This window comes from uncultured Paracoccus sp. (assembly GCF_945915435.1).
In the GTDB taxonomy this organism is placed as follows: Bacteria; Pseudomonadota; Alphaproteobacteria; order Rhodobacterales; family Rhodobacteraceae; genus Paracoccus.
The window spans coordinates 1-23,381 of record NZ_CAMEFG010000040.1 but is presented as its reverse complement, the minus strand read 5'-3'; the positions used below and the strand labels follow the sequence as shown (position 1 = coordinate 23,381).

At 66.6% G+C, this 23,381-nt stretch carries 26 protein-coding genes and 1 tRNA gene; 7 read left to right on the top strand and 20 right to left on the bottom strand.

Annotation, left to right across the window (positions count from 1 at the left end; translation table 11 throughout):
• Nucleotides 1-38: 38 nt before the first annotated feature.
• From Q0O97_RS13200 to Q0O97_RS13185, 4 genes are all read right to left on the bottom strand, one after another.
• Nucleotides 39-935 carry a DMT family transporter gene (locus tag Q0O97_RS13200; protein WP_294930049.1) on the bottom strand — a complete coding sequence of 299 codons (897 nt, stop codon included), beginning with the start codon at nt 933-935 and terminating at the stop codon, nt 39-41.
• A 74-nt stretch (nt 936-1,009) separates the two neighbouring features.
• Entirely contained in the window at nt 1,010-1,960 is a 951-nt protein-coding gene (locus Q0O97_RS13195) for an alpha/beta fold hydrolase (protein WP_294930046.1), read from the bottom strand.
• Between the two features lie 81 nt (nt 1,961-2,041).
• Nucleotides 2,042-2,341, bottom strand: coding sequence for an HU family DNA-binding protein (locus Q0O97_RS13190; protein ID WP_294930043.1), 300 nt, complete (start codon nt 2,339-2,341; stop codon nt 2,042-2,044).
• Between the two features lie 143 nt (nt 2,342-2,484).
• Complete coding sequence (locus Q0O97_RS13185) at nt 2,485-3,969, bottom strand: AMP nucleosidase (RefSeq protein WP_294930040.1); 1,485 nt, start codon at nt 3,967-3,969, stop codon at nt 2,485-2,487.
• A 149-nt stretch (nt 3,970-4,118) separates the two neighbouring features.
• Here Q0O97_RS13185 and Q0O97_RS13180 point away from each other — a divergent pair, with 149 nt between their 5' ends.
• Complete coding sequence (locus Q0O97_RS13180; RefSeq protein WP_294930037.1) at nt 4,119-5,105, top strand: LLM class flavin-dependent oxidoreductase; 987 nt, start codon at nt 4,119-4,121, stop codon at nt 5,103-5,105.
• Nucleotides 5,102-5,962: an SDR family oxidoreductase gene (locus Q0O97_RS13175; RefSeq protein ID WP_294930034.1), complete on the top strand. Its 861-nt coding sequence runs from the start codon at nt 5,102-5,104 to the stop codon at nt 5,960-5,962. The genes Q0O97_RS13180 and Q0O97_RS13175 overlap by 4 nt, the downstream gene beginning before the upstream one ends.
• On the opposite strand, the gene Q0O97_RS13170 is transcribed toward Q0O97_RS13175, so the two are convergent.
• From Q0O97_RS13170 to dapF, 9 genes are all read right to left on the bottom strand, one after another.
• Nucleotides 5,959-6,600, bottom strand: a complete 642-nt coding sequence (locus Q0O97_RS13170; RefSeq protein WP_294930031.1) for an SH3 domain-containing protein — start codon at nt 6,598-6,600, stop codon at nt 5,959-5,961. The genes Q0O97_RS13175 and Q0O97_RS13170 overlap by 4 nt on opposite strands.
• Before the next feature lie 7 nt (nt 6,601-6,607).
• Nucleotides 6,608-7,324, bottom strand: coding sequence for a VIT family protein (locus Q0O97_RS13165; RefSeq protein WP_294930027.1), 717 nt, complete (start codon nt 7,322-7,324; stop codon nt 6,608-6,610).
• Between the two features lie 67 nt (nt 7,325-7,391).
• Nucleotides 7,392-8,243 (bottom strand): hypothetical protein, encoded by an 852-nt coding sequence (locus Q0O97_RS13160; protein ID WP_294930024.1) that lies wholly within the window; start codon nt 8,241-8,243, stop codon nt 7,392-7,394.
• The gene (gene dxs, locus Q0O97_RS13155; protein ID WP_294930021.1) at nt 8,240-10,162 is read right to left on the bottom strand and encodes a 1-deoxy-D-xylulose-5-phosphate synthase; all 1,923 of its coding nucleotides are present in this window, start codon (nt 10,160-10,162) and stop codon (nt 8,240-8,242) included. The genes Q0O97_RS13160 and dxs overlap by 4 nt, the downstream gene beginning before the upstream one ends.
• Nucleotides 10,163-10,193: 31 nt before the next feature.
• Nucleotides 10,194-11,057, bottom strand: coding sequence for a polyprenyl synthetase family protein (locus tag Q0O97_RS13150; RefSeq protein WP_294930018.1), 864 nt, complete (start codon nt 11,055-11,057; stop codon nt 10,194-10,196).
• Nucleotides 11,058-11,294, bottom strand: a complete 237-nt coding sequence (locus Q0O97_RS13145) for an exodeoxyribonuclease VII small subunit (RefSeq protein ID WP_294930015.1) — start codon at nt 11,292-11,294, stop codon at nt 11,058-11,060.
• On the bottom strand, nt 11,294-12,208 hold the full coding sequence (locus Q0O97_RS13140; RefSeq protein ID WP_294930012.1) for a histone deacetylase family protein: 915 nt from the start codon (nt 12,206-12,208) through the stop codon (nt 11,294-11,296). Before Q0O97_RS13140 ends, Q0O97_RS13145 begins: the two co-directional genes overlap by 1 nt.
• A 95-nt stretch (nt 12,209-12,303) precedes the next feature.
• Nucleotides 12,304-13,563, bottom strand: coding sequence for a tRNA (N(6)-L-threonylcarbamoyladenosine(37)-C(2))-methylthiotransferase MtaB (mtaB, locus tag Q0O97_RS13135; RefSeq protein WP_294930009.1), 1,260 nt, complete (start codon nt 13,561-13,563; stop codon nt 12,304-12,306).
• Nucleotides 13,560-14,375: a diaminopimelate epimerase gene (gene dapF / locus Q0O97_RS13130; RefSeq protein ID WP_294930006.1), complete on the bottom strand. Its 816-nt coding sequence runs from the start codon at nt 14,373-14,375 to the stop codon at nt 13,560-13,562. Before dapF ends, mtaB begins: the two co-directional genes overlap by 4 nt.
• A gap of 95 nt (nt 14,376-14,470) precedes the next feature.
• Here dapF and Q0O97_RS13125 point away from each other — a divergent pair.
• Nucleotides 14,471-14,546: transfer RNA gene (locus tag Q0O97_RS13125), tRNA-Lys, on the top strand.
• A 150-nt stretch (nt 14,547-14,696) separates the two neighbouring features.
• Here the strand turns inward: Q0O97_RS13125 and Q0O97_RS13120 are convergent.
• The 3 genes from Q0O97_RS13120 to Q0O97_RS13110 all read right to left on the bottom strand — a co-directional run bounded on the left by Q0O97_RS13120 (nt 14,697) and on the right by Q0O97_RS13110 (nt 16,938).
• Nucleotides 14,697-14,945, bottom strand: a complete 249-nt coding sequence (locus tag Q0O97_RS13120; RefSeq protein ID WP_294930003.1) for a hypothetical protein — start codon at nt 14,943-14,945, stop codon at nt 14,697-14,699.
• A 110-nt stretch (nt 14,946-15,055) separates the two neighbouring features.
• On the bottom strand, nt 15,056-15,898 hold the full coding sequence (locus tag Q0O97_RS13115; RefSeq protein WP_294930000.1) for a Rha family transcriptional regulator: 843 nt from the start codon (nt 15,896-15,898) through the stop codon (nt 15,056-15,058).
• A 623-nt stretch (nt 15,899-16,521) separates the two neighbouring features.
• On the bottom strand, nt 16,522-16,938 hold the full coding sequence (locus Q0O97_RS13110; protein WP_294930083.1) for a hypothetical protein: 417 nt from the start codon (nt 16,936-16,938) through the stop codon (nt 16,522-16,524).
• On the opposite strand from Q0O97_RS13110, the gene Q0O97_RS13105 reads away from it, so the two are divergent.
• Nucleotides 16,859-17,176 carry a tyrosine-type recombinase/integrase gene (locus Q0O97_RS13105; RefSeq protein ID WP_294929996.1) on the top strand — a complete coding sequence of 106 codons (318 nt, stop codon included), beginning with the start codon at nt 16,859-16,861 and terminating at the stop codon, nt 17,174-17,176. The genes Q0O97_RS13110 and Q0O97_RS13105 overlap by 80 nt on opposite strands.
• A gap of 152 nt (nt 17,177-17,328) precedes the next feature.
• On the opposite strand, the gene Q0O97_RS13100 is transcribed toward Q0O97_RS13105, so the two are convergent.
• Nucleotides 17,329-17,766 carry a transposase gene (locus tag Q0O97_RS13100; RefSeq protein ID WP_294929993.1) on the bottom strand — a complete coding sequence of 146 codons (438 nt, stop codon included), beginning with the start codon at nt 17,764-17,766 and terminating at the stop codon, nt 17,329-17,331.
• A 672-nt stretch (nt 17,767-18,438) separates the two neighbouring features.
• On the opposite strand from Q0O97_RS13100, the gene Q0O97_RS13095 reads away from it, so the two are divergent.
• Entirely contained in the window at nt 18,439-18,678 is a 240-nt protein-coding gene (locus Q0O97_RS13095) for a DUF465 domain-containing protein (protein ID WP_294929990.1), read from the top strand.
• Between the two features lie 99 nt (nt 18,679-18,777).
• Here the strand turns inward: Q0O97_RS13095 and Q0O97_RS13090 are convergent, their stop codons facing one another.
• From Q0O97_RS13090 to Q0O97_RS13080, 3 genes are read right to left on the bottom strand one after another with little or no spacing between them, the layout of a single operon-like run.
• Nucleotides 18,778-19,917 carry an alpha-D-ribose 1-methylphosphonate 5-triphosphate diphosphatase gene (locus Q0O97_RS13090; RefSeq protein ID WP_294929986.1) on the bottom strand — a complete coding sequence of 380 codons (1,140 nt, stop codon included), beginning with the start codon at nt 19,915-19,917 and terminating at the stop codon, nt 18,778-18,780.
• Between the two features lie 52 nt (nt 19,918-19,969).
• The gene (locus tag Q0O97_RS13085; RefSeq protein ID WP_294929983.1) at nt 19,970-20,662 is read right to left on the bottom strand and encodes an NAD-dependent deacylase; all 693 of its coding nucleotides are present in this window, start codon (nt 20,660-20,662) and stop codon (nt 19,970-19,972) included.
• A gap of 5 nt (nt 20,663-20,667) precedes the next feature.
• Nucleotides 20,668-20,973, bottom strand: a complete 306-nt coding sequence (locus Q0O97_RS13080; protein WP_294929979.1) for a hypothetical protein — start codon at nt 20,971-20,973, stop codon at nt 20,668-20,670.
• A gap of 295 nt (nt 20,974-21,268) precedes the next feature.
• Between Q0O97_RS13080 and Q0O97_RS13075 the strand changes: the two genes are divergently transcribed.
• Both Q0O97_RS13075 and lepA read left to right on the top strand, forming a co-directional pair.
• Complete coding sequence (locus tag Q0O97_RS13075; protein ID WP_294929976.1) at nt 21,269-22,186, top strand: DMT family transporter; 918 nt, start codon at nt 21,269-21,271, stop codon at nt 22,184-22,186.
• A 63-nt stretch (nt 22,187-22,249) separates the two neighbouring features.
• A partial coding sequence (lepA, locus tag Q0O97_RS13070) for a translation elongation factor 4 (RefSeq protein ID WP_294929973.1) occupies nt 22,250-23,381 on the top strand: 1,132 nt, incomplete at its 3' end.

The following is a 23,381-nucleotide window of genomic DNA, read 5'->3' as shown; positions in this document are numbered from 1 at the left end:
CTGACTTGCCCGGAAAGCCGGCGTCCGCGCCGGCTTTTTCATGCGCCCGGCCCGGTTGCGACAGGTGGGGGCGGCAGCTTGCTGCGCTGCACCATCAGGATGCCCGCCGCCACGATCAGCGCCCCGGCGGCATCGGAAAAGCCGAAGCGTTCGTCCAGCAGGATCGCCGCGATGACGACGCCGAAGAAGGGCGACAGGAAATGATAGGTCGCCGCCCGGACCGCCCCGATGCGCGCGACCAGCAGGAACCAGATCCAGGTGGCCAGGATGCCCGGCGCCACCACCGTATAGGCAAAGGCCCAGCCCATCCGCGCGCTGAAGCGCAGCGGCTGGCCCCATTCCAGCACCATCGCCGGGACCATCAGCGCCACCGCGCCCACCGCCATTTGCAGCGCGACGATCATCATCATGTTGCCGCTGCTGCTTGCGCCCCGTGCGCTCAACGTCGCAACGGCAAGGGCGACGGCGGCCAGCAGGCACAGCAGCGTGCCCGTCAGGCTCAGCCCGTCCTGCAAGCGCACGCCCATGATGATCGCGACGCCCGCCATGCCGGTGACCAGCCCCGCCACCGCCATCGGGCGCGGACGTTCGCCCATCAGGGTCCAGCCCATCAGCGCCACGATCAGCGGCATCATCGAGGCGATGATGGCGGCGGCGGATGCCTCGACCCATTGCATGGCGATCCAGTTCAGCCCCAGATACAGCGCGTTCTGGCACAGGCCGAACAGCACGACGACACGCCATTCGCCCCGCGTCAGGCGAAAGTTCTGCCGCATCAGCAGCGCCAGCACGATCCCGATCAGCGCCGACAGCGCGAAACGCAGCGAAAGCGCGGTCAAGGGCGGCGCGTCCTGCACGATCATCCGCGTCGTGCTGAAGGCCGAGGCCCAGATGAAGGCGAACCCCACCCCCATCGCCATTGCGCGCAGGTCCATCGTTTTCCCCCGATCACGCCGCATGCGCGGCACCCGTCCCGGTTCGCATGACCCGCCGGGGACCGCAAGCACCCTTAGCGGTGGTTGTCGTGGATGAACCGCACCATCACCGGCAGGATGCCCGGATGCAGCGGCAATTCGGGGTTGGAATAGGTGACGAAGGGCTGGCCGGGCACGTCCTGCTTGAGCATATGGGTCGCGCCCTCGATCAGGTGATGCCCGGCCTGCGGCAGGGCCTGGGCCAGCAGTTCGGCGTCCTCGACCCCGACCTGCACGTCGTGGTCGCCCTGCACGATCAGCGCAGGCCCCGGCCAGTCGCCCGCGATCCGCGCCGGGTCATGGGCGAAAAGGTCCGACATGTAGCGGTGCAGATGCCCCGGAAACAGCGGGCGCAGCGTGGCGGGGATTTCGTCGTATTCGGGGCTTTCACCCTGTTCCAGCCGCGCGACGATGGCCCGGATGTCGTCGATCGCGCTTGCCGTCATCGGGTTGCGTTCAAGCTGCGCGATCATCAACTGGCCCACCGGCCTGCCGGGGGTCGCCAGCAGGATGACACCGCAAAGCGCCTCGGGCGGGTCCTGCGCGGCAAGCAGGGCGACCAGCCCGCCCTCGGAATGGCCGGCCAGCCAGACGCAGGGCGTGACATGGCCCGCGCGCGCAACCCAGTCGCGCATGTCCAGCGCGTAATTGGCCACGATGATGTCGTTGGGATCGACGATGGCGTCCTGGCTGCCGAACATGCCGCGCTTGTCGATGCGGATCGAGGCGATGCCTTCCAGCGCCAGCCCCTCGGCCAGTTGGCGGTAGAGGTCCGAGTGCATCCCGATCGCGGGGCCGTTGCCGTCGCGGTCGATGGGACCCGAGCCGGGGATGATGACCACCACGTCCTGCGCGTTCGGCAGGTCGATCAATTCGCCGCTCAGCGGGCCGATGGGACCGTCGATCTGGATTTCCACGGCCTGGGCCTTGGCCCCTGCCCCCAGGATGGTCGTCGCTGCCAGGATGGCGGCAAGGCGTCTGGTCATGGCGTCCCCCAGCCGGATGCAGGAAAGGGCCGCGCGATCTGCACGGCCCATTGTCTTGTTCCAGTCCTGTGCCGGACGGGATCAGGCGTTGACGCTGTCCTTCAGCGCCTTGGCGATGGTGACCTTGACCACCTTGTCGGCGGGCTTGGTCATCATTTCCTGGGTCTGCGGGTTGCGGACCTGACGCTCGGGGCGGGCGCGGCAGGCGACCTTGCCGATACCGGGCAGAGTGACGGCGCCACCTTCGGCGACCACGCGGGTAACAACGGCCGAAATCGCATCCAGGGCTGCGGCGGCGGTTTTCTTGTCGCTGCCCATTTCTTCAGCCAGCGTAGCGACGAATTGGGTCTTCGTCATCGGTTTGGTATTGGCCACGGCCATGTCTGTCTCCTCTTGGTTCCCTGTGGGAAAAATATTGGGCGCCACCTTGGCGGCACTGGAATCGCTACACAAGGTTTTTCTGTCTTTTTCAAGCGCATTCGCACTTTTTGGCGGATTTCCACAGCGGCATATCGCCTGACAGCCTAAAGAAAGGCCGTTTCGTTGAACGAGCGCAGCTTGCGAGAGTGGATCCGTTCCAGCGGAGTGGCCCTCAGCTTTTCCATCGCGCGAATCCCGATCAGCAGGTGACTGGCCACCTGGCTGCGATAGAAGGCCGTCGCCATGCCGGGCAGCTTGAGTTCGCCGTGCAAGGGCTTGTCGCTGACGCAAAGCAGCGTGCCGTAAGGCACGCGAAAGCGGAAACCGTTGGCGGCAATGGTCGCGCTTTCCATGTCCAGCGCGACGGCGCGCGACTGCGACAGGCGCTGGACGGGGCCGGAATTGTCGCGCAATTCCCAGTTGCGGTTGTCGATGGTGGCGACGGTGCCGGTGCGCATGATGCGCTTGAGTTCATAGCCTTCAAGCTGCGTGACCTCGGCCACGGCCTCTTGCAGGGCGACCTGGACCTCGGCCAGCGGCGGGACGGGAACCCAGACGGGCAAGTCGTCGTCAAGGACGTGATCTTCGCGCAGATAGGCGTGGGCCAGGACGAAATCGCCCAGTTGCTGGGAATTGCGCAGCCCCGCGCAATGGCCGACCATCAGCCAGGCATGCGGGCGCAGCACCGCGATATGGTCGGTCGCGGTCTTGGCGTTCGACGGCCCCACGCCGATATTGACCAGCGTGATCCCGTCGCCATCGGCGCGCTTGAGGTGATAGGCGGGCATCTGCGGGGTCTTGGCGCCTGTGGCCAGCAACTCGCGCGGGTCGCGCACGATGCTGTTGCCCGGCCCGACGAATTCCGTATAGCCCGAATCGGGATCGGCCAGCACGCGGCGGGCGAATGCCTCGAATTCATCGACGTAGAACTGGTAGTTCGTGAACATCACGAAGTTCTGGAAATGCTCGGGCAGGGTCGCGGTGTAATGTTCCAGCCGCGCCAGCGAATAGTCGATGCGCTGCGCGGTGAAACCTGCCAGCGGCATGCTGCCGTCCGGGTTCGGTCCCGAGGTGCCGTTGACGATATCGTCATTCGTCGTCGTCAGGTCCGGCACGTCGAAAACGTCGCGCAAGGAATAGTTCAGCACGCCTTCCTGAGGCACGTTCAGGTCGCTGCGCGAGGCGACGGCGAAATGCACCGGCATGGGCGTGTCGCTGTCGTCCACCGCGACCGGCACCTTGTGGTTTCGGATCAGCAGGCCGATCTGCTCGGTCAGGTAGCCGCGGAACAGGTCGGGCCGGGTGATCGAGGTCGAATAGCTGCCCGGCAGCGCGACATGGCCGAAGGCCAGCCGCGAATCGGTGACGAAATGGCTGGCGGTCGTTACCCGCAACTCGGGGTAGAACGCCCGGAAGCGCGAGGTCGGGCGGCGTCCGTCCAGCGTCGATTCGAAGCTTTCCAGCAGGAAATCGGTGGCGCGTTCGTAAAGCTGGACCAGCTTGTCCACGGCGGCCTTGGGATCGTCAAAATATTCGCGCCGGGCCGGTTCGGGGCTTACGACCGGCAGAACACGGGATTCGTCATTCATCGCATTTCCCTGCTTCCCTCGGACCTGCTTCAATCCGGTTGTGCCAGCCGCGGGGCGCACTGGCAACCCGCGCGCCGCGACCTTATCTGTCACACGGATGCGACGAAATTGCGAATGCGCTGTCGCTGGAACTGCGTTGGAGGCGACTGATGGATTTTTCGATACTCGACCTGGCCCCGGTGGCCGAAGGCTCGGACGTGCGGGCGGCGTTCCGCAACTCGGTCCGGCTGGCGCAGGCGGCGGAAGAGGCGGGCTGCAAGCGGTTCTGGCTGGCCGAGCATCACAACATGCCCGGTATCGCCAGCGCCGCGACCTCGGTCCTGATCGGCCATGTCGCGGGCCAGACCCAACACATGCGGATCGGCGCGGGCGGGATCATGCTGCCCAACCACGCGCCGCTGGCCATCGCCGAACAGTTCGGCACGCTGGCCGCGCTCTATGGCCCGCGCATCGACCTGGGGCTGGGGCGCGCACCGGGCGGTGACGGGGCGGTGATGCAGGCGCTGCGGCGCGGCATGTCGCGCAACGACGATTTCCCCAATGATGTCGTGGAACTGCTGGGCTATCTGGGCCCTGAACGTCCCGGCGCCGACGTCAACGCCTGGCCCGGACAGGGCAGCGAGGTGCCGGTGTGGGTCCTCGGCTCATCGCTTTACGGGGCCAGCCTGGCGGCGGCGCTTGGCCTGCCCTACGCCTTCGCCAGCCATTTCGCGCCCGGTGACCTGGAACAGGCGCTGGCGCTTTACCGCGCGCGCTTCCAGCCGACCCAATGGGGCGAGGCCCCCCATTTCATGCTGGCCGTGAACGTGATCGTCGCCGATACCGACGATGAGGCGCGCTTCCTGCAATCGTCGCAAAAGCTGTCCTTCGCGCGGCTGCGCACCGGCCAGCCCGGCCTGCTACCGCCCCCCGTCGCCGATATCTCCGCCGAGGTTCCCGCGCCCGTCCTGCGCAATGTCGATGCCGCGCTGTCCGTCAGCGCCGTCGGCAGCCCCGCCACCGTCGAGACCCGCCTGCACGAGCTGATCGCCGCCCACCGGCCCGATGAGGTGATCCTTGTCGGCAATATCTTCGACGCAGATCTTCGCATCCGGTCCTTCCAGCGCGCGGCGGAAATCATGCGGGGCATCGCATGAGCGCGCCGCAAATGCTGGTGCTGGGGCATGGCTACAGCGCGGGATACCTGACCGCGCTGCTGGCAGCGCAGGGCTGGCATGTCACCGGCACGACCCGCAACGACCCCACCCGCGTCACGGTGGCGGGTGCGCGGGCGCTGGCCTGGCCGGGGCAGGAAGCCGCGATCCGGCAGGCCATCGCGCGGGCCGATGCGATCCTGGTCTCGGCTGGCCCGGACGCAGGGGGCGACCCCGCGCTGCGCGATTTCGCGCCCGACCTGGCCGCCACCCCGGCGCGCTGGATCGGCTATCTGTCCACCACCGGCGTCTATGGCGACCGGCAAGGCGGATGGGTTCATGAAGACGACGCGCCCGCGCCCACGACCCGACGCGGGGAACAGCGCCTGCGGGCCGAAAGCGACTGGCAGGCGCTGGCCGCCGCCCACGGGTTGCCGCTGCACATCTTCCGCATCGCGGGCATCTACGGTCCCGGTCGCGGCCCCTTCGCCAAGCTGCGTGCGGGCACAGCGCGGCGCATCGTCAAGCCGGGGCAGGTCTTTTCGCGCATCCATGTGCAGGACCTGGCGCGGGTGCTGGCGGCCTCGATCCGCCAGCCCAGGCCCGGCGCGATCTACAACGTCTGCGACGACGACCCCGCCCCGCCCGAGGACATCATCGCCCATGCCGCCCGTCTGACCGGCCTGCCCGTCCCCCCGGCCGAGGATTTCGACGCTGCCGTGATGACCCCGATGGCGCGGTCCTTCTATGCCGAGAACAAGCGCGTCCGCAACGACCGCATCAAGACGGAACTGGGCGTTGCCCTGCAATTCCCCGACTATCGCAGCGGGCTGCGCGCGCTGGCGCAGGACGCGGATTAGCGCGCCGCGACCGAGCAGCAGCCCGTCAGCATCTGCGACCCCTGCCCCTGCCCGTCCATGATGACGGTGGCCGACAGGCCGAATTCGCGGTCGGACATGCCGTCCGAACAAGCCTGCGGCTGGATCACCGCCGTCACCCGCCCGCTGTCGTCGCCCGCGATCAGGCTGCGCATCGCATCACCGTCGATCCCGCGATCCAGCACCACCCGCAGGTCCATGCTGCGCGTGGCCGTGTCGGGGCGCGACAGTTCCATCCCCGCATCCGTGCGGCTGAGCGACCAGAACGGTTCGGTTCCCACGCAATGCAGGGTTTCGGGCAATTCGCCCTGCGCCCATGTCGCGCGGTCCAGCACCAGGAAACGCCCCGAGACCCAGCCGGTCGATTCCGGCATGCTCACCCGCGCCCAACGCCCGGAAGGATCGAAGCCCAGCACCTCGACGCCCGTGGCGTCATGGGGCAGCGCGCCGCGGATCTCGGCGCCCGCGTCCGGTTCGGCGCGGATGTTCAACTCGTCGTCCGCCGCCACGCCGGTCACGTCGGCACGCGACGGCAGCACCGCCTCGGGCGTGGCAAGGGCCGGTGTGGCCGTGGAAAACGCGGCAAGCGCCGCAGCCGCAAGGATCGTTTGGTTCAGCATATCCATCCTAACCCAGCGAGACGCCCGCAAGCCGGCTGATCAATGCCGTGATCGCCATTGCCGCAACGCCCCAGATGATGACGCGGGTCACGGCGCGGCCGATCGGCGCGCCGCCCACCTTCGCGCCGATGATGCCCAAAGCCGCCAGCGCAAGCAACGTCATTGCCAGAACTGTGATCACCACCGCGCCGGGCGGCGCCAGCACCACGCCCGACAGCGGCAGGGCGCCCGCGACGGCGAAGGTCGCGCCCGAGGCCAGCGCGGCCAGCATCGGGTTGGGGGAATGGGCCTCGTTCAGGCCCAATTCGTCGCGCAGATGGGCGCCGAGCGCGTCATGCTCGGTCAGTTCGACCGCGACCAGCCGGGCGGTGTCGGGGGCAAGGCCGCGCGTTTCGTAGATGGCGATCAACTCTTCCAACTCGACTTCCGGGTCGGCGTGAAGGGCGCGGGTCTCGCGGTGGATGTCGGCACGCTCGATATCGGCCTGCGAGGAGACCGAGACATATTCCCCCGCCGCCATCGACATCGCCCCGGCGACCAGCCCCGCGACCCCGGCCAGCAGCACCGATTCGTGTTCGCCCGCGACGGCGGCGACCCCCACGACCATCGAACCGATGGACACGATCCCGTCATTCGCCCCCAGCACCGCCGCGCGCAGCCAGCCCGAGCGGCTGATGTAATGCGGGTCGTCGGGATGGGCGTCGGGATGGGTGTGGCGGGTCATGGCGGAAATCCTGTTCGCAGGGACGGGCGGGCCGGCGTCCCGCCAGCCGGTCCGGGGTCGGGTCGGCTCAGCCTGCCTCGGGGTAGTGGCAGAGCGGCGGACGGGGCATTCCCTTCTCGGTCAGTGACACGCCTTCATACCATCCGGCCCCAAGAACGATCAGGTAGGCCTCAAACCCCAACCACGCATGTTGCGAGATGCCCTGAAGTTCATTGTGAAGACGCTCGGCCTCCTCAACGGCTGGCCACGAGCCGCCGTATTCGCAGGTGACTTCTTGCAGGTTCCTGCGCACGATCATGTCGAAGTTCTCGACCAGGTATTCATGCGCACGGCGGGCGTCGTCGCGATATGGCAAAACCTCTCCGCAGCTTCCTGTCGTCAGGTGGATGCCGTAAGGCGTAAGAAGCGGGCTATCCGTGTAGAAGGTCAGGTCACCGCTGCGCAACGACTGCGCGACAAGCCGCAGATACTCGATCATTGCCTGATCCTGGGTCCACCCTCGGGCGGCAGCCGTTGTTGCCCGCAGTTTGTCCCCATCCAGAAAGCAGCCGGGCGAGTCTTCGCCTGCATAGGCATCCGCAGCCGAGAACGCCGCCTGCACCTCCGGGTCGGTCAATTTCAGCGCGCTTTCGACAACCGGCAGCGTCATCGTGCAGGCCTTGGGCGGCAGGACCAGCCAATCGCCGGTTGCCACGGTTTCCGGGTCGTCGCGCCACTTGTCCGCCAGCGCGTCGATGGCGGCCCGATCGACCCCGGCCTGCCTTGCCGCCGCCCGCGTCGAAGGACCGATGGCGCAGCCCTGCCCCGCGAAGAAGTCGAGCGGATCGAGATCGGCATCTACCGTCCGCCCCGCACCGGCGCCATCACCGTCGAAGGTCAGCGCGGCGGCCAGCGCAAGGATCGGCAACAGCGGGATCATGCCCGCTTCCCCATCTGCGCGACGCCCAGGACATCCAGCACCTTCGCCTCGATATCCGCCGCCGACAGGCCGGCGTCGCGATACATCGCCTCGGGGCTGGCGTGGTCGATGAAGGTGTCGGGCAGGACCATCTGGCGGAAGCGCAACCCGTGGTCGAAGACCCCTTCGTCCGCCAGAAGCTGCGCGACGAGGCTGCCGAAACCGCCGACCGCGCCCTCCTCGATGGTGATCAGCGCCTCGTGGTCGCGGGCCAGCGCCAGGATCAACTCGCGGTCCAGCGGCTTGGCGAAACGCGCGTCGGCCACCGTGGGGCTGATGCCGCGCGCCATCAGCGATTCGCGGGCGCGCATGACCTCGGCCAGGCGGGTGCCAAAGGACAGGATGGCGACGCGGCTGCCTTGCGCGATCATGCGGCCCTTGCCGATGGGCAGGGGCTGGCCGGTCTCGGGCATCTCGACGCCCATGCCCTCGCCGCGCGGATAGCGAAAGGCGATGGGACCTTCGTCATGGGCGGCGGCGGTGGCGACCATATGGGCCAGTTCGGCCTCATCCGCCGCGGCCATCACCACCATGCCGGGCAGGTTCGCAAGGAAGGCCACGTCATAGGCCCCGGCATGGGTCGCGCCATCCGCGCCCACCAGTCCGGCGCGGTCGATGGCGAAACGCACGGGCAGGCGCTGGATCGCGACGTCATGGACGACCTGATCGTAACCGCGTTGCAGGAAGGTCGAATAAAGCGCGCAGAAGGGCCGCATCCCGCCCGCCGCCAACCCCGCCGAAAAGGTCACGGCATGCTGTTCGGCGATGCCCACGTCGAAACAGCGGCGCGGGAAACGCTCGGCAAAGAGGTTCAGGCCGGTGCCGTCGGGCATGGCCGCCGTGACCGCTACGATGCGGTCATCGCGGGCGGCCTGATCGACCAGCGCGCGGGCAAAGACCGATGTATAGCTGGGCGCGTTGGATTTCGCCTTGGCCTGCGCGCCGGTCGCCACGTCGAAGCGGCCCCGCGCATGGCCCCGGTCGGCGGAATGTTCGGCGGGCGCGTAGCCCTTGCCCTTCTTCGTCACCGCATGGATCAGCACCGGCCCGTCCGCGCGCGCCTTGACAGTGCGCATCAGCGGCAGAAGCTGGTCCAGATCGTGGCCATCGACCGGGCCGATATAGGAAAAGCCCAGTTCCTCGAACAGCGTCCCGCCGACCGCCAGACCCTTGAGCATGTCGCGCGCGCGCCGCGCCCCTTCCTGCATCGGCGGCGGCAGCAGGCTGACCGCGCCCTTGGCGGCGGCCTTCAGTTCCTGAAACGGGCCGCGCGTGTAAAGCCGGGTCAGATAGGTCGAAAGCGCGCCGGTGGGCGGCGCGATGGACATTTCGTTGTCGTTGAGAATCACGAACAGCCGCTTGCCCAGATGGCCCGCGTTGTTCAGCGCCTCGAAGGCCATGCCCGCGCTCATCGCGCCGTCGCCGATCACGGCGATGGCATCGCCCGGATCGCCGCCCAGCTCGCGCGCCATCGCGAACCCCAGCGCCGCGCTGATCGAGGTCGAACTGTGCCCGGCCCCGAACGGGTCATAGGCGCTTTCGGACCGCTTGGTGAAACCCGACAGCCCCCCTTCGGTGCGCAGGGTGCGGATGCGGTCGCGCCGCCCGGTCAGGATCTTGTGGGGATAGCATTGGTGGCCCACGTCCCAGATGATCTTGTCGCGCGGCGCGTCGAACACCGCATGCAGCGCCACGGTCAGTTCCACGACGCCCAGACCCGCGCCCAGATGGCCGCCGGTCTCGGACACCGCGCTGATGGTTTCGCTGCGCAATTCGTCGGCAAGCTGGCGCAGCTCGCGATCCGACAGGGATTTGAGATCGGACGGCAGGGCCACGCGATCCAGCACGGGCGTCTTGGGACGGGTCGTTTGGTCGGTCATCGGCTGGCCCTTTCGGGTGGCAAGGTTCGGCTCAGGCGTAGCGGTCGATAACGAAACGCGCCAGTTCACGCAAGTTTCCCGCCCGCGCGCCATAGGGCGCAAGCGCGGCGTCGCCTGCGGCGACCAGTTCACGCGCGCGGGCCTGCGCACCATCCTGGCCAAGCAGCGAAACGAAGGTCGCCTTGCCCGCCGCATCGTCCTTGCCCACGCGCTTGCCGGTCTGCGCCTCGTCCCCGGTCACGTCCAGCAGGTCGTCCGCGATCTGGAAGGCCAGCCCGAGGTTGCGGGCATATTCGCGCAAGCGCGCGGGGTCTGCCCCGGCCATGAGCGCGCCCGAGATGGCCGAAAACTCGATCAGCGCGCCGGTCTTGCCGGCTTGCAGGCGGGTGATCTGGTCCAGCGTCAGGGGCGATTGCGCGCTTTCGGCGGCGATGTCCAGCATCTGTCCGTAAACCATGCCGGATGCGCCCACGGCCTGGGCGAAGGCGCGCAGCAAGGTCAGGCGGGTATCGGGGGTGCCAACCTCGTCACGGGCCAGCAGTTCGAAAGCCAGCGTTTGCAGCGCGTCGCCCGCAAGGATGGCAACGGCCTCGCCCCAGCGGACATGCACGGTCGGCTGGCCGCGCCGCAGGTCGTCGTCGTCCATCGCGGGCAGGTCGTCATGGACGAGGCTGTAGGCATGCAGCGCCTCGACCGCCGCCGCGACGGGCAGCGCGGCGCTGTCGGGAACGCCGTGCAGCCGCGCCGATTCCACGACCAGGTAGGCGCGCACCGCCTTGCCGCCGTGGCAAGCATAGCGCATCGCGTCGCGCAGGGGCGATTCGGGCAGCCGGTCGATGGCCGCATCCAGGGCGCCGGCGACCAGCGTCCTGACCTCATCCAGACGGGCGCGCATCTACAGCCCTTCGACGGGGGTGGTGCCCTGCGGCTGGCCGTTCGCGGCCAGGGTGATCTTTTCGACACGCTCTTCGGCCTTGCGCAGAAGCTGGTCGCAATGGGCGCGAAGGGCCGCACCGCGTTCGTAGAGCGTGATCGATTCCTCCAGCGTGGCCTCGCCATGTTCCAGCTTGCCGACCGTGGCCTCAAGCTCTTTCATCGCGTCCTCGAAGGACAGGGATTCGATCTTCGTCATCAGGCCACCTCTGCCAGAACATCCACATGGGCGCGCACCGAGCGGCCCAGAGCCGCCAGATCATAGCCCCCTTCCAGCGCGGATACCACCGGCGCACCGACCGAAGTCGCAAGATCGCAGATCATGCGCGTGATCGCGGTAAAATCGGATTCGTCCCAGTTCAGTTCGGCCAGCGGATCGTCCCGATGCGCGTCGAACCCGGCCGAGATCAGGACAAGCTGGGGCCGGAAGGCGCTGGCGCGGTCGCAGATGCGCGCCCAGACCTCGCGCGCCTGCGTGCCGCCGGAACCGGGGGGCAGCGGGGCGTTCACGATCTGGCCATGCGCACCCTTTTCACCGATCCGGCCCGTATGGGGAAACAGCCCGTGCTGGTGGGTCGAGGCAAAGAAGGCCCGACTGTCGTCCCACAGCAGGTCCTGCGTGCCGTTGCCGTGATGGACGTCGAAATCCAGCACCGCCACCCGGTCCAGACGGTGATGGTCCAAGGCCCGCTTGGCCGCGATGGCGACATTGCCAAAGACGCAGAAGCCCATCGCCCTGGCGCGTTCCGCATGGTGGCCGCAGGGGCGCATGGCGACGAAGGCATTGGGCGCGCGCCCGGCCAGCGTGTCGTCCACCGCCGCAACGCAGCCGCCCACCGCGCGCAGGGCGGGATCGAGACTGCCGGGGGACAGGAAGGTGTCGCCGTCCAGCGGCGTCCAGCCCTCGGACGGGATCAGGGTGCGGATGCTGTCCAGATATTCGGCAGGATGGCAGCGCAGGATGTCCTCGCGGTTGGCCAGCGGGGCCTCGCGCGGTTCCAGCGCGGCCCCTTTCAAGGCGCGGATCACGGCAAGATAGCGGTCCGCGCTTTCGGGATGGCCCGCGGGCATGACATGGGCCGCCGCGGATGCGTGCGTGTAAAGCAGTGTCATTCGATGCGCCCACAGGCGGCTGTGCAATGCATGGCTGTCCCCCCAATAGCGATCCGGCAAGGCTAGGCCGGGGCGCGGCCTGCTGCAAGCAGCCTTCAGGCGGTCAGGCGCTGGCCATCGTGGCCCGTGACCCGGACATCCATCAGCGCGCCCTCGGGCATGTCGCGGGTAAAGGCGACTTCGGTGAACTGCTCGGTCCGGCCAAGGCGGGGGCCTTCGGTCAGCACGCGGCGTGTCTGGCCCTGCTGCGCGTCCAGATGGCGGCGCAGCGCCAGGTCGCCCGCCGCGCGCAGCCGGGCGGCGCGGTCCTTGATCGCGGGACCGGACACGCGCGGCATCCGTGCGGCGGGCGTGCCCTTGCGCGCCGAATAGGGAAAGACATGCAGGAAGGTCAGCCCGCAATCCTCGACCAGCTTCAGGCTGTTGGCGAACATCGCCTCGGTTTCCGTGGGAAAGCCCGCGATGATGTCGGCGCCGAAGACGATGCCGGGGCGCAACCGGCGCGCTTCCTCGCAAAAGCGAATCGCGTCGTCGCGCAGGTGGCGGCGCTTCATGCGTTTCAGGATCATGTCATCGCCCGCCTGCAAGGATAGGTGCAGATGCGGCATCAGGCGGGGTTCGGTGGCAATGGCCAGCATCAGGTTCTCATCCGCCTCGATGCTGTCGATGCTGCTGATTCGCAGGCGCGGCAGGTCCGGCACCAGCCGCAGGATGCGCATCACCAGATCGCCAAGGCGCGGCTGGCCGGGCAGGTCAGCGCCCCAGCTTGTCAGGTCCACCCCGGTCAGCACCACCTCGTTGAAGCCCCGGTCGCGCAGCCGCTTGATCTGCTCGACCACCACCCCCGCCGGAACGCTGCGGGAATTGCCGCGGCCATAGGGGATGATGCAGAAGGTGCAGCGGTGATCGCAGCCGTTCTGCACCTGCACATAGGCGCGGTGCCGCCCGAAGCCGTCGATCAGGTGGCCCGCCGTTTCACGCACCGACATGATGTCGTCGACCTGGACCTTTTCGGTCGGGCCGATCAGGTCGGGCGCGCGGATCCCGGCCCATGTGGCGGGCTGCATCTTTTCGTGATTGCCGATGACGCGGGCGACCTCGGGCATGGCGGCGAAGGTCTCGGGCTCGGTCTGGGCCGCGCAGCCGGTCACGATCACCGGCGCGCCGGGATTTTCGCGGGCCAGGCGGCGGATCTCCTGCCGGGCCTTGCGCACGGCCTCGGCGGTCACGGCGCAGGTGTTGACGACCACCGCGCCTTGCAGCCCGGCGGCCTCGGCCATCTCGCGCATGGCCTCGGTCTCATAGGTGTTCAGCCGGCAACCGAGGGTCGCGAAAACGGGGGGCTTCGCGCTCATCCCCGCCAGACCCCGTCGAAGACATGGGCGGACGGGCCGGTCATCCAGACGCCATCCTCGCGCCAGTCGATTTCCAGCCGCCCGCCCGGCACGTTCACCGCGACGCGCCGCCCCGTCAGCCCGCGCCGCGCCGCGGCCACCGCCGCCGCGCAGGAACACGACCCCGAGGCCAGCGTCGGCCCCGTTCCCCGTTCCCATATCCGCAGCAGGATTTCGCTGTCCGAGATCACCTGCACCACCTCGACATTCGTGCGCTGCGGATAAAGCGGGTGATGTTCGTGTTCCGGCCCGAAGCTGGCCAGATCGACGGCGCCCGCATCGGGCACGAAGAAAGTCATATGCGGATTGCCCATGCCGGTAGCGACCGGATCGCCCGCAATGGGCAGGTGCAGCGTATCGACAGCGCGCGCCAGCGGAATCGCGCGCCAGTCCAGCACCGGCGGCCCCATGTTGACGCGGGTCAGCCCGCCCCCCGCATCCTCGGCCAGCAGCACCGCATGATCGGTGCGCAGGTGCAGGCTGGCCGCGCCGGTCTGATCCATCAGCCAGCGCGCGATGCAGCGCGTGGCATTCCCGCAAGCCGCGCTGAGCGAGCCGTCGGCGTTGTAAAACGTCAGCCGCGCATCGCTTGCGTCGTCGGTACGGATGACCGCAAGCTGATCGAAGCCGACCCCCCGGTGCCGGTCGGCGATGGCCGCGATCACCGCAGCATCGGGCGCATCGCCCCCCGCACGCAGGTCGATCACCACGAAGTCGTTGCCAAGCCCGTGCATCTTCATGAAGGGCAGGCCGGTCTGGGGCGTGTTGTTCATGGCCGCGATATAGGGCGCGCAAAAAGATTCCGCCAGATCTTCGTTTTCCGCTTGACCCCATCCGCGCAGTTAACTACTCACCCGCCCTGTGACGTGGGCCCGTAGCTCAGTTGGTAGAGCAACTGACTTTTAATCAGTGGGTCACAGGTTCGAATCCTGTCGGGCTCACCACTTTTCCAAGATATTTCAGACACTTAGCTGTCAAGAAATATCTTGTCCGTCCGAGCGTCCGAAGCGTCCGAGTTCGGACGCTGGACAGAACCGAAAAAGCGCGCCCGGATCGAGGCGCGCTTTCGTTGTTTGGATCCTGTTTGGATCGGGTCAGCCGATCGTCAGCCTGGTCAGCGAATCGAGATCTTCGACCGCCTCGGACAGGTAACGGTCGACGGCCGTGATGACCGCCAGAAGCTGGTGCCCATGATCAGGGATCTCGGATGCGAGCTGATCGACCAGGGCCATGACAGCCCTGTTGCAGCCTACGGCAGTGTGCAACTGGTCGGCGACCAGCTCGGCTTGATTGAAGATGTCCTGACGAATGTCGTCAGCCTGGGGCGTAGCACAAGTTTGCATGCTAGGTCCTCGCATTAAGGGTTTGCCAGCCCGGCGGGCTGACTGCCTGAAGTGATTTCGCGGCAATGAACCCCATGCGAGAAATGGGATGAGCAAATGCTATCCTTGGTTTAGTTGACATTCAATCCCCCTGCGATGGCGGACAGAGGAATGACCAGGCCGCGCTGCCCCCGGCCGCGCAAGGTCAGCGGATTCGCCGGGGCAAAGACACCTTCCAGCGTCATCAGGGCTGCGCGGTGGCGCCCGCCGGACCAACGGCTGCTGGCGAAGACCGGCGTCTGATGCGAGACGAACAGCCCGTCATCGCGAACGCGCAGGCCAATTCGATTCAGCATCGGGCTGTCCTGCCCTTCGGCCAGCCAGTCCGATACGGCGCGCCCGCCTGCATCAAGGGCCAGAAGATAGGTCAGGCAGTCCCGGCCATCCTGCGGATCGGCCAGCAGACCGTGGGCCGTGCCGGATCGCAGCGCCGGCGGCAACAGCAGGTGATAGATACGCGCGGCTTCGGCCTTGCTGACGGCATGACGGGCCGCGTTGACGAAAGTGGCAATCTCGCCCAGCGATCCGGGGATCAAGCCCGCCAGCCCGCTCGGATCCGCGCCAGCGGCATCTGGATCTGGATGCAGCCGGCTCAATTTTGAGCCAAGCTCGGCCTCCATCATGTTGAAGGCTTCGATGAAGCGGACCTTCCATTCCATCGCGGCCGCGCCGGTGAAGCCCATCGTCAGCAGAACGAAGCCGTCGCGGGTCAGTTCGATCTGTGGCTGATGCTTCCCACGGCTGTCCAGATAATCTCGCTCCTCAAAATTGAGGAGCCAAAATTCCTTCGGCACGTCAGCCTTGATGCCGCTGATGTCGCGCAGCACGTTATCATGCCGTTTTCCGAATTTTTCTGCCACCACGCGGGACGTGGTGCGCAGATTCGGGGTTATCAATTCGTGATGAATGTCCATGAGGACCTCCGGGGTTCATATGAACCCGGGGCCGCGACCAAACGGGTGCCCGGGCAACAGCGGGTTGGTCGACCGTCGAACCCTAGGGAAAACGGCACCGCTTGCGCGGTCCCACTGCGCCCGGACATAGCAAAGCCGCGCATGGCGCGGCTGTCGTGCGCCTAGGTTCCGAACGGGCGACCAAACCCGGTGCGATCTTTTTCATCGCACGTTAAGAACGTGCGGCTATGGTGGCCCAAAGTCAATAGATGATTCGGAATGTGAACAATGCGCCTTGAGGAACAGCTAGGGCTGCTGCTTGCTGCGGGTGCTCTTGGATTTTTTGTCTACTGCTGTGTTCGCATTGGCCATGAACTCCTAACAGGGAAAGGATCATCCCGTAAGGAGCTTCGAGCCGCCGTATCTTCATCATTAATCCGGTTTGTTCTCGATCTATATATCTTCACATCCTTCATTGTTTTCCTTGGCCTGATTGTTTTTGGGGGGCTAATATTCAAGGATGGCCGAAGCATGATCTACATCTGGATTCCAGCATCTTGGATAGTTGTTTGGGTAATCAAGGCCATCTTGCCCACGCCTCGATAACTGCTCAGCGCCACAAGACATCCGTATCGATCGACACCTCACAGCAAACCCTCCTTCGCATCGAACTCTGCAAGATCAGAGAGGGCCTTTGCCCGAGTCAGCTTCCGTTGCGCCGCGGCGATCCAGTTCCCGAAGAGATTGCCAAGCCCGCTGGTGCAGGTGGTCCTGATCCCGAGCATGGTCATCTGATAGTCGACCGCTGGCCGATGGCGGATTTTGGCGCCATAGGTTTGCGTCAGGTAGAGCGCCAGTTCCTCGGCCTGCTTCTGATAGCGGCGGCGCTGATCCATGATCGGCATGGGGTCCTGGACGTCGATCTTACGCATGCCCTCCAGCCGCTGCATCAGGTCGGTGATCGCCAGGGCGAGCCGGGCGATGACGCGCGCCGGCTTCGAATATATCCTGACAAAGCACGCCGCGGTTGCGGCGAAGGTCGTGCCCTCGCTTGCCGCCAAGCCAATATCGCCTCATGTTCTGCGGCATAGCTGCGCGATGCACATGCTTCAGGCCACCCGGGATATCCGCAAGGTAGCGCTGTGGCTCGGTCATGCCACTCTCCAGAGCACCGAGATCTACTTGCGCGCTGACCCGGCCAAAAAACTCGAGATGCTCGACGCTTTGGCGCCGCTCGGCATCAAGCCAGGCAAATTCCGCCCGCCGGACAAATTGATCGCGATGCTCGCTGCGCGATAGCGTATTGTTATGTGGAGTCGACAGATGTCGTGTGGCCCGGAAATGCGCCCGTCAGCGTCCGCGACTCCGCATAATCATGGTCGCCGCATAGTTCCTGAAGTCGACGGGCCTGGTCGCGACCATGATCTTCACCGGCCCGCCCTGACCGAACATCACGATGCCGTCGCCCGCACCGCCCGGATCGCCCGCGTCAGCAGAACCTCATCGGTATCTGCGCCGACGCGGATCACGACATCACCCACAACGATCTCCACGCCGGTGCTGGCCTCCGTCTCTGCCGGCATCTCCGCTGCGGCGCCCTCGACGACCAGTTCTGCAAACATCGGCAGTGCCGCCACGCTCTCGGGCACGACAAGCTGTCCGTCCCGTAGCTTCTTCCGCCAGTCATAAACCTGCCAGCGCGTCGCACCGTGCCGCCGCGCGACTTCGGTCACCGAAGTTCCCGGCACCAAGCTCTCCGCCGCAATCCGCGCCCGCTCCGCCTTCGTGCGTCGCTGACGCCCGGTCGGCCCCTCGATCACTTCCAGCCGCGAAACCCCACCATCCGAGAAGCCGTCCAAATGGCCGCCCATTTTGCCGTCTCGTTCCAAGCCAACACCTCCGACGTTCATGCGCACGGAGAATGACCGGAACAGATCATCGACGACAGGAGGGGATCAGCGTCGCGCTTACGGTTGATGAACTTTATTTTTCCGAATTTTACAATCCACAGATCTGAGGTTTTGCCGCTTTGCCCCGCGCCAGTGCCTTGATTGCAGTCTTATATGAATCCCCAGCCGGAGGTCAGCCACACTTCGCGGCACACCATCAGCCACGTCTTTCGACCGGAACCCTGCTCGGATTCCGGCTATCGATATTTTCCCTGGAAAAGTCTGGCCCCGTGGGGCCGGACCGGGTCGTGGTCGGTCTTCGAGGCGCCCGACCGGGCAGTGCCAGGCCATCAGCGTGGCATGGTCAATGTCGCCGCCGCTGCGCTCGATCTTGGCAACGGCGGCGTAAAAGTCGGCCAGTTGGAGAGGGTGCCCGCTTATATAAAGTCGGATGTCGTTTAAGATAGGAGGCCCATGCCGCAAGAGAAATTTATTCTATCAAGATCAACTACTTAATTTTCCTCTTGAGATGCTCGCCCCTGACATCCGATTGAAACGCCGTAGCCGCGCCTGGGCGCGCACAGACGGAATTTCGGGAATATTGATGCGGATCAAGGGATTCGCGGATCTGTCCGGTTAATATCCCCTTGGACCGAAAGGAAAGAGGCGGACATGTCGAACACTCCACACACGCTTGGCGAAGAGTTCCACGGACAGTTGGACAAGATCCATCAGGTGAAGGCAGCCGATCCGGCCTTTGCGCGCCTGCTTGAGGAATATGACGACGTCAACGACCGCATCCACCGCGCGGAAACGCGGATCGACGCGATCAGCGATACGGCTGAGAATGCGCTTCGCAAGCGTCGGCTGGAGATCAAGGACAGCATCGCGAAGGCGATCGAGGCGGCCTGATCGCGGCCCCACCGAAACAGGCCCCGCCCCGGCGATCCGGCGGCGGGGCCTTGGGGTTCTGCCCCCCGCTCATTGCGGCATATTCACCCGGCCGCTGCTTCAGACCCGCACTCCGCGCACCCAGGTTTCGCGCAGAACGGGCGCGTCGTCCAGCATGCGGAAACGGATCAGGTCGGCGCGTAGGCCCGGCGCCAGCGCGCCCCTGTCGGCCAGCCCGGCGGCGCTGGCGGGGTTGCGGGTCACGGTGGCGATGGCGCGGGGCAGGTCGTCCCAGATGCGCGCCAGCAGCATCGCGCCCGCCAGCAGCCCGGCGGGGACGTAATCCGAGGACAGGATGTCCAGATGCCCCGCCCGGGCCAGGTCGGCGGCCGATACGTTGCCCGAATGCGAGCCTCCGCGGATCAGGTTCGGCGCGCCCATCATCACCATGATGCCGTGGTCGTGGCAGGCGCGGGCGGCCTCGGGCGTGGTCGGGAACTCGGCCAGCCGGACGCCGTGGGCGGCAGAGATCGCGACCTGTCCGGCGGTGGTGTCGTCATGGCTGGCCAGAACCGCACCGAGGCGATGGGCGGTCGCGACGGCCTCGGCCTCGTGCCGGTCGCCGTTGCGGGCGCGCAGATCGCGCAGGTTCTGGACATGGGCCTGAAAATCGGCATCGCTGAAGCCGTATTTGCCCTGCACGTATTGCGCCAGTTTCGAGATGTCGCGGAACTGGCGCTGGCCGGGGGTGTGGTCCATCAGGCTGATGATGCCGACGCGGTCCTGCGGGCCGAATTCGGCCAACTCGTCCAGCAGGGTTTCGGAACAGATCTCGGCCCGCAGATGCAGGAAATGGCTGATGCGAAGGACACCCGAGGCGCGGATCGCCTCAAGCTCGGTCGCCAGCGGGCGGGCGTATTTGCCGTAATCGTCGTTACGCTCGGACGGGATGGAACCCACGCGCATCGCGTCGAAGACGGTGGTGATGCCGCAGCCCGCAAGCTCGGCGTCATGGGCCAGGATGGCGCTGGAATGGGGCCAGTTCACGCCGGGGCGCGGACGCAGGTGGCGTTCGAGGTTGTCGGTGTGCAGTTCGACCAGGCCGGGGGCCAGGAAATCGCCTTGCAGGTCGATGGCGCCATCGGGCACGCCCTCGCCCTCGAAGATCGCGGCGATGCGCCCGCCTTCGCAGGCGATGCCGCCGGGCGTCACGCGATCCTCGAGGATCAGGCGGGCATTGGCAAGAATGGCTTGGGTCATCGGCGGGCTTTCTGGCACGGCAAGGGGGTGAAGGGCAAGGTTCACGGGCCGCTCAGGCGCCTGCATCGCCAAGCAGCCGCCGGACCCAGCCATCGACGACCTGCGACGCCGGACCTTGCAGATGTTCGGCGAAGTCGTGGCTTACGGCCGAGGCGGCCAGGTTCAGCTCGACCGTATGGGCACCGGCGCGGGCGGCGTGCTGCGCCAGCGCGGCGGCGGGATAGACCTGCCCCGAGGTCCCGATGGCCGCGAATATGTCGGCGCTTTCGACCGCCTGCCAGATCCGTTCCATGTGATAGGGAATCTCGCCGAACCAGACGATATCGGGGCGCGTCGCGGGGGCGGCGCAGGACGGGCAGCGGTCGGCGGGCGACATGACGGCGGGGGCGGGCCAGCGGTGGCCGCATTCGGCGCAAAGCGCGCCGGTCAGGCTGCCATGCATATGCACCACCTCGTCCGAACCGCCGCGTTCGTGCAGGTCGTCCACGTTCTGGGTGACCAGCGTGACCGGGAAACGCGCCGCCAGCCGGGCCAGCGCGCGATGGGCGGCATTGGGCTGCGCCACGCGGGCAGCCGCGCGGCGTTCGTTGTAAAAGCGCAGGACCAGCGCGGGATCGGCGGCGAAGCCCTGAGGCGTCGCGACATCCTCGATCCGGTGGTCCTCCCATAGCCCGTCGCTGGCGCGGAAGGTCCGCAGCCCGCTTTCGGCCGAGATCCCGGCGCCGGTCAGGATGGTGATGCGCAAGGTGCTTATCTCGCGCAATAGGCCTCGGCCGTGGTGGCGAAATTGCGATAGCGCGCCCAGAAGGCATTGTCGGCATTGCTTTTCGACATGCGCACCTCTTGCGCCTGGTGCGGATCGCGGAAGAAGCTGGCGGCGCGGCGCTGGTCCGAACGCGAAAGCGTGCGGTCGGCGACCTGCTGGATGCAGCCGCAAAGCTGTGCATTGCGCGCGCCGCGATCCGAACGGACGCAGGCCGAATCGATCGGGCCGGCCATCGCCAGCGGTGCGGTCAGCACCACGGCGGCCGTGGCGATCATCAAGCGATTGATCATGTTCTGTCTCCTCGACATTCTGCCTTGGCTGGGGGCTGATCCGCCCTCTTGTCGCCTGCCTTGAATGGACCGGACCTTAGCAGAGAACCGCCTCCGCCTCAATCGCGGGACACGCGCAACCCGTCGTGCGGGGCGGGCGGCGCGGCGCAAGATATGCCCTGCGGCGGGCCGGGCGCCGGGCCAGGCCGCGAATCACCCTTGCCTTCGCCCCGCGCGGGCATCATGTGACAAGGACCACAAGGCAGGCCGCGACCGGACCCTGCCCCGCCACCTTCCTGTCAGAAACGGGCTGAACATGCACAGCGAGAATTTCCGCGGCGCGGTCTTCATGGTCTTTTCGATGGCGCTTTTCGCGGTCGAGGATGCGCTGGTCAAACTGCTGTCGCAGGGCCTGCCCTTTGCGCAGGTGCTGGCCATGCTGGGGGCTGCGGGCTGCGTGTCCTTCGCGCTGCTGCTGAAGCTGCGCGGCGGCGTGCTGTTCACGCGCGACCTTTACGCCCCGGTGGTGATGCTGCGCAACTTTGGGGAAATCGCCGGCTCGACGGCAGTGGTGGCGGCGCTGGCGCTTGGCGATCTGGCCTCGACCACCGCGATCCTGCAAGCGATGCCGCTGGCCATCGTGCTTGGCGCGGTGCTGTTTCTGCGCGAACCCGTGGGCTGGCGGCGCGGCAGCGCGCTGATCGTGGGTTTCATGGGTGTGCTGATGGTGATTCGTCCGGGGATGGCGGCGTTCCAGACCATATCCCTGCTGCCGCTGCTTGCGGTCGTCTCGCTTGCCATGCGCGATATCGTGACCCGCCGCCTGCCCGCCCATATCCAGTCCGAGCAGGTCGCGGTGGGCGCCTTCGCCTCGCTGACGCTTAGCGGTGTGGTGCTGATGGTGCTGCTGGACCAGACACCCACCATGCCCCATGCGCTGCAATGGGCGGGGCTGGCGGGCACGACGGTGGCGGGGGTCTCGGCCTATGCGCTGCTGGTCACGGCCACGCGGATATCCGAGGCAGCCTCGGTCGCGCCCTACCGCTATTCGCGGCTGCTTTTCGCCCTGATCCTTGCCGTGGTGATCTTTGGCGAGCGCCCGGATGCGATGACCCTGCTGGGCGGGGCTGTCATCGTCGCCTCGGGCTGCTATACGATGCTGCGCGAGGCCCGGCTTCGCAGGCGCATGCTGCGCGAGGCAGGTCTGACGGTCCCCGGACCCCGCGGGCCGTGACCCTTGCCGCAGCCTGTCGTCTTTGCCCTTTCGTGATCCGTTTTCGCCCTGTATAGGCTGGCCATGACCGACCTTGACCTGATCCGCAACTTCTCGATCGTGGCCCATATCGACCACGGAAAATCCACGCTTGCCGACCGCCTGATCCAGATGACGGGGACGGTGGCCGAACGCGACATGAAATCCCAGCTTCTCGACAGCATGGATATCGAGCGTGAGCGGGGCATCACCATCAAGGCCAACACCGTGCGCATCGAATATCCCGCGCGCGACGGGCGCACCTATATCCTGAACCTGATCGACACGCCCGGCCACGTCGATTTCGCCTATGAGGTCAGCCGGTCCATGCGCGCGGTCGAGGGGTCGCTGCTGGTCGTGGACGCCACGCAAGGGGTCGAGGCGCAGACGCTGGCCAATGTCTACCAGGCCATCGACGCCGATCACGACATCGTGCCGGTGCTGAACAAGATCGACCTGCCCGCCGCCGAACCCGACCGCGTCAAGGAACAGATCGAGGACGTCATCGGCATCGACGCCTCCGAAGCCGTGCCGATCAGCGCCAAGACCGGCCTCGGCATCCCCGAGGTGCTTGAGGCCATCGTCACCCGCCTGCCCGCCCCCAGGGGCGAACGCGACGCGCCCCTGAAAGCGATGCTGGTCGATTCGTGGTATGACCCCTATCTGGGCGTCGTCGTGATGATCCGCGTCATGGACGGCGTGATCCGCAAGGGCGACCGCATCAAGATGATGCAGACCGGCGCCGTCTACGGCATCGACAAGCTGGCCGTCCTGCGCCCGCAGATGCAGGACATCGCAGAGCTTGGGCCGGGCGAGATCGGGGTCTTCACCGCCTCGATCAAGCAGGTCCGCGACACCCGCGTCGGCGATACGATCACGCATGAGCGCAAGGGCACCGACACCCCCCTGCCCGGCTTCAAGCCCGCGCAGCCCGTGGTCTTCTGCGGGCTGTTCCCGGTCGATGCCAATGATTTCGAGGGGCTGCGCGAGGCCATCGAAAAGCTGGCCCTGAACGACGCCAGCTTCAGCTACGAGATGGAGACCTCGGCGGCGCTTGGCTTCGGCTTCCGCTGCGGCTTCCTGGGCCTTCTGCACCTGGAAGTCATCCGCGACCGGCTGGAGCGCGAATATGATCTGGACCTGATCACCACCGCGCCCTCGGTCGTGTTCAAGCTGC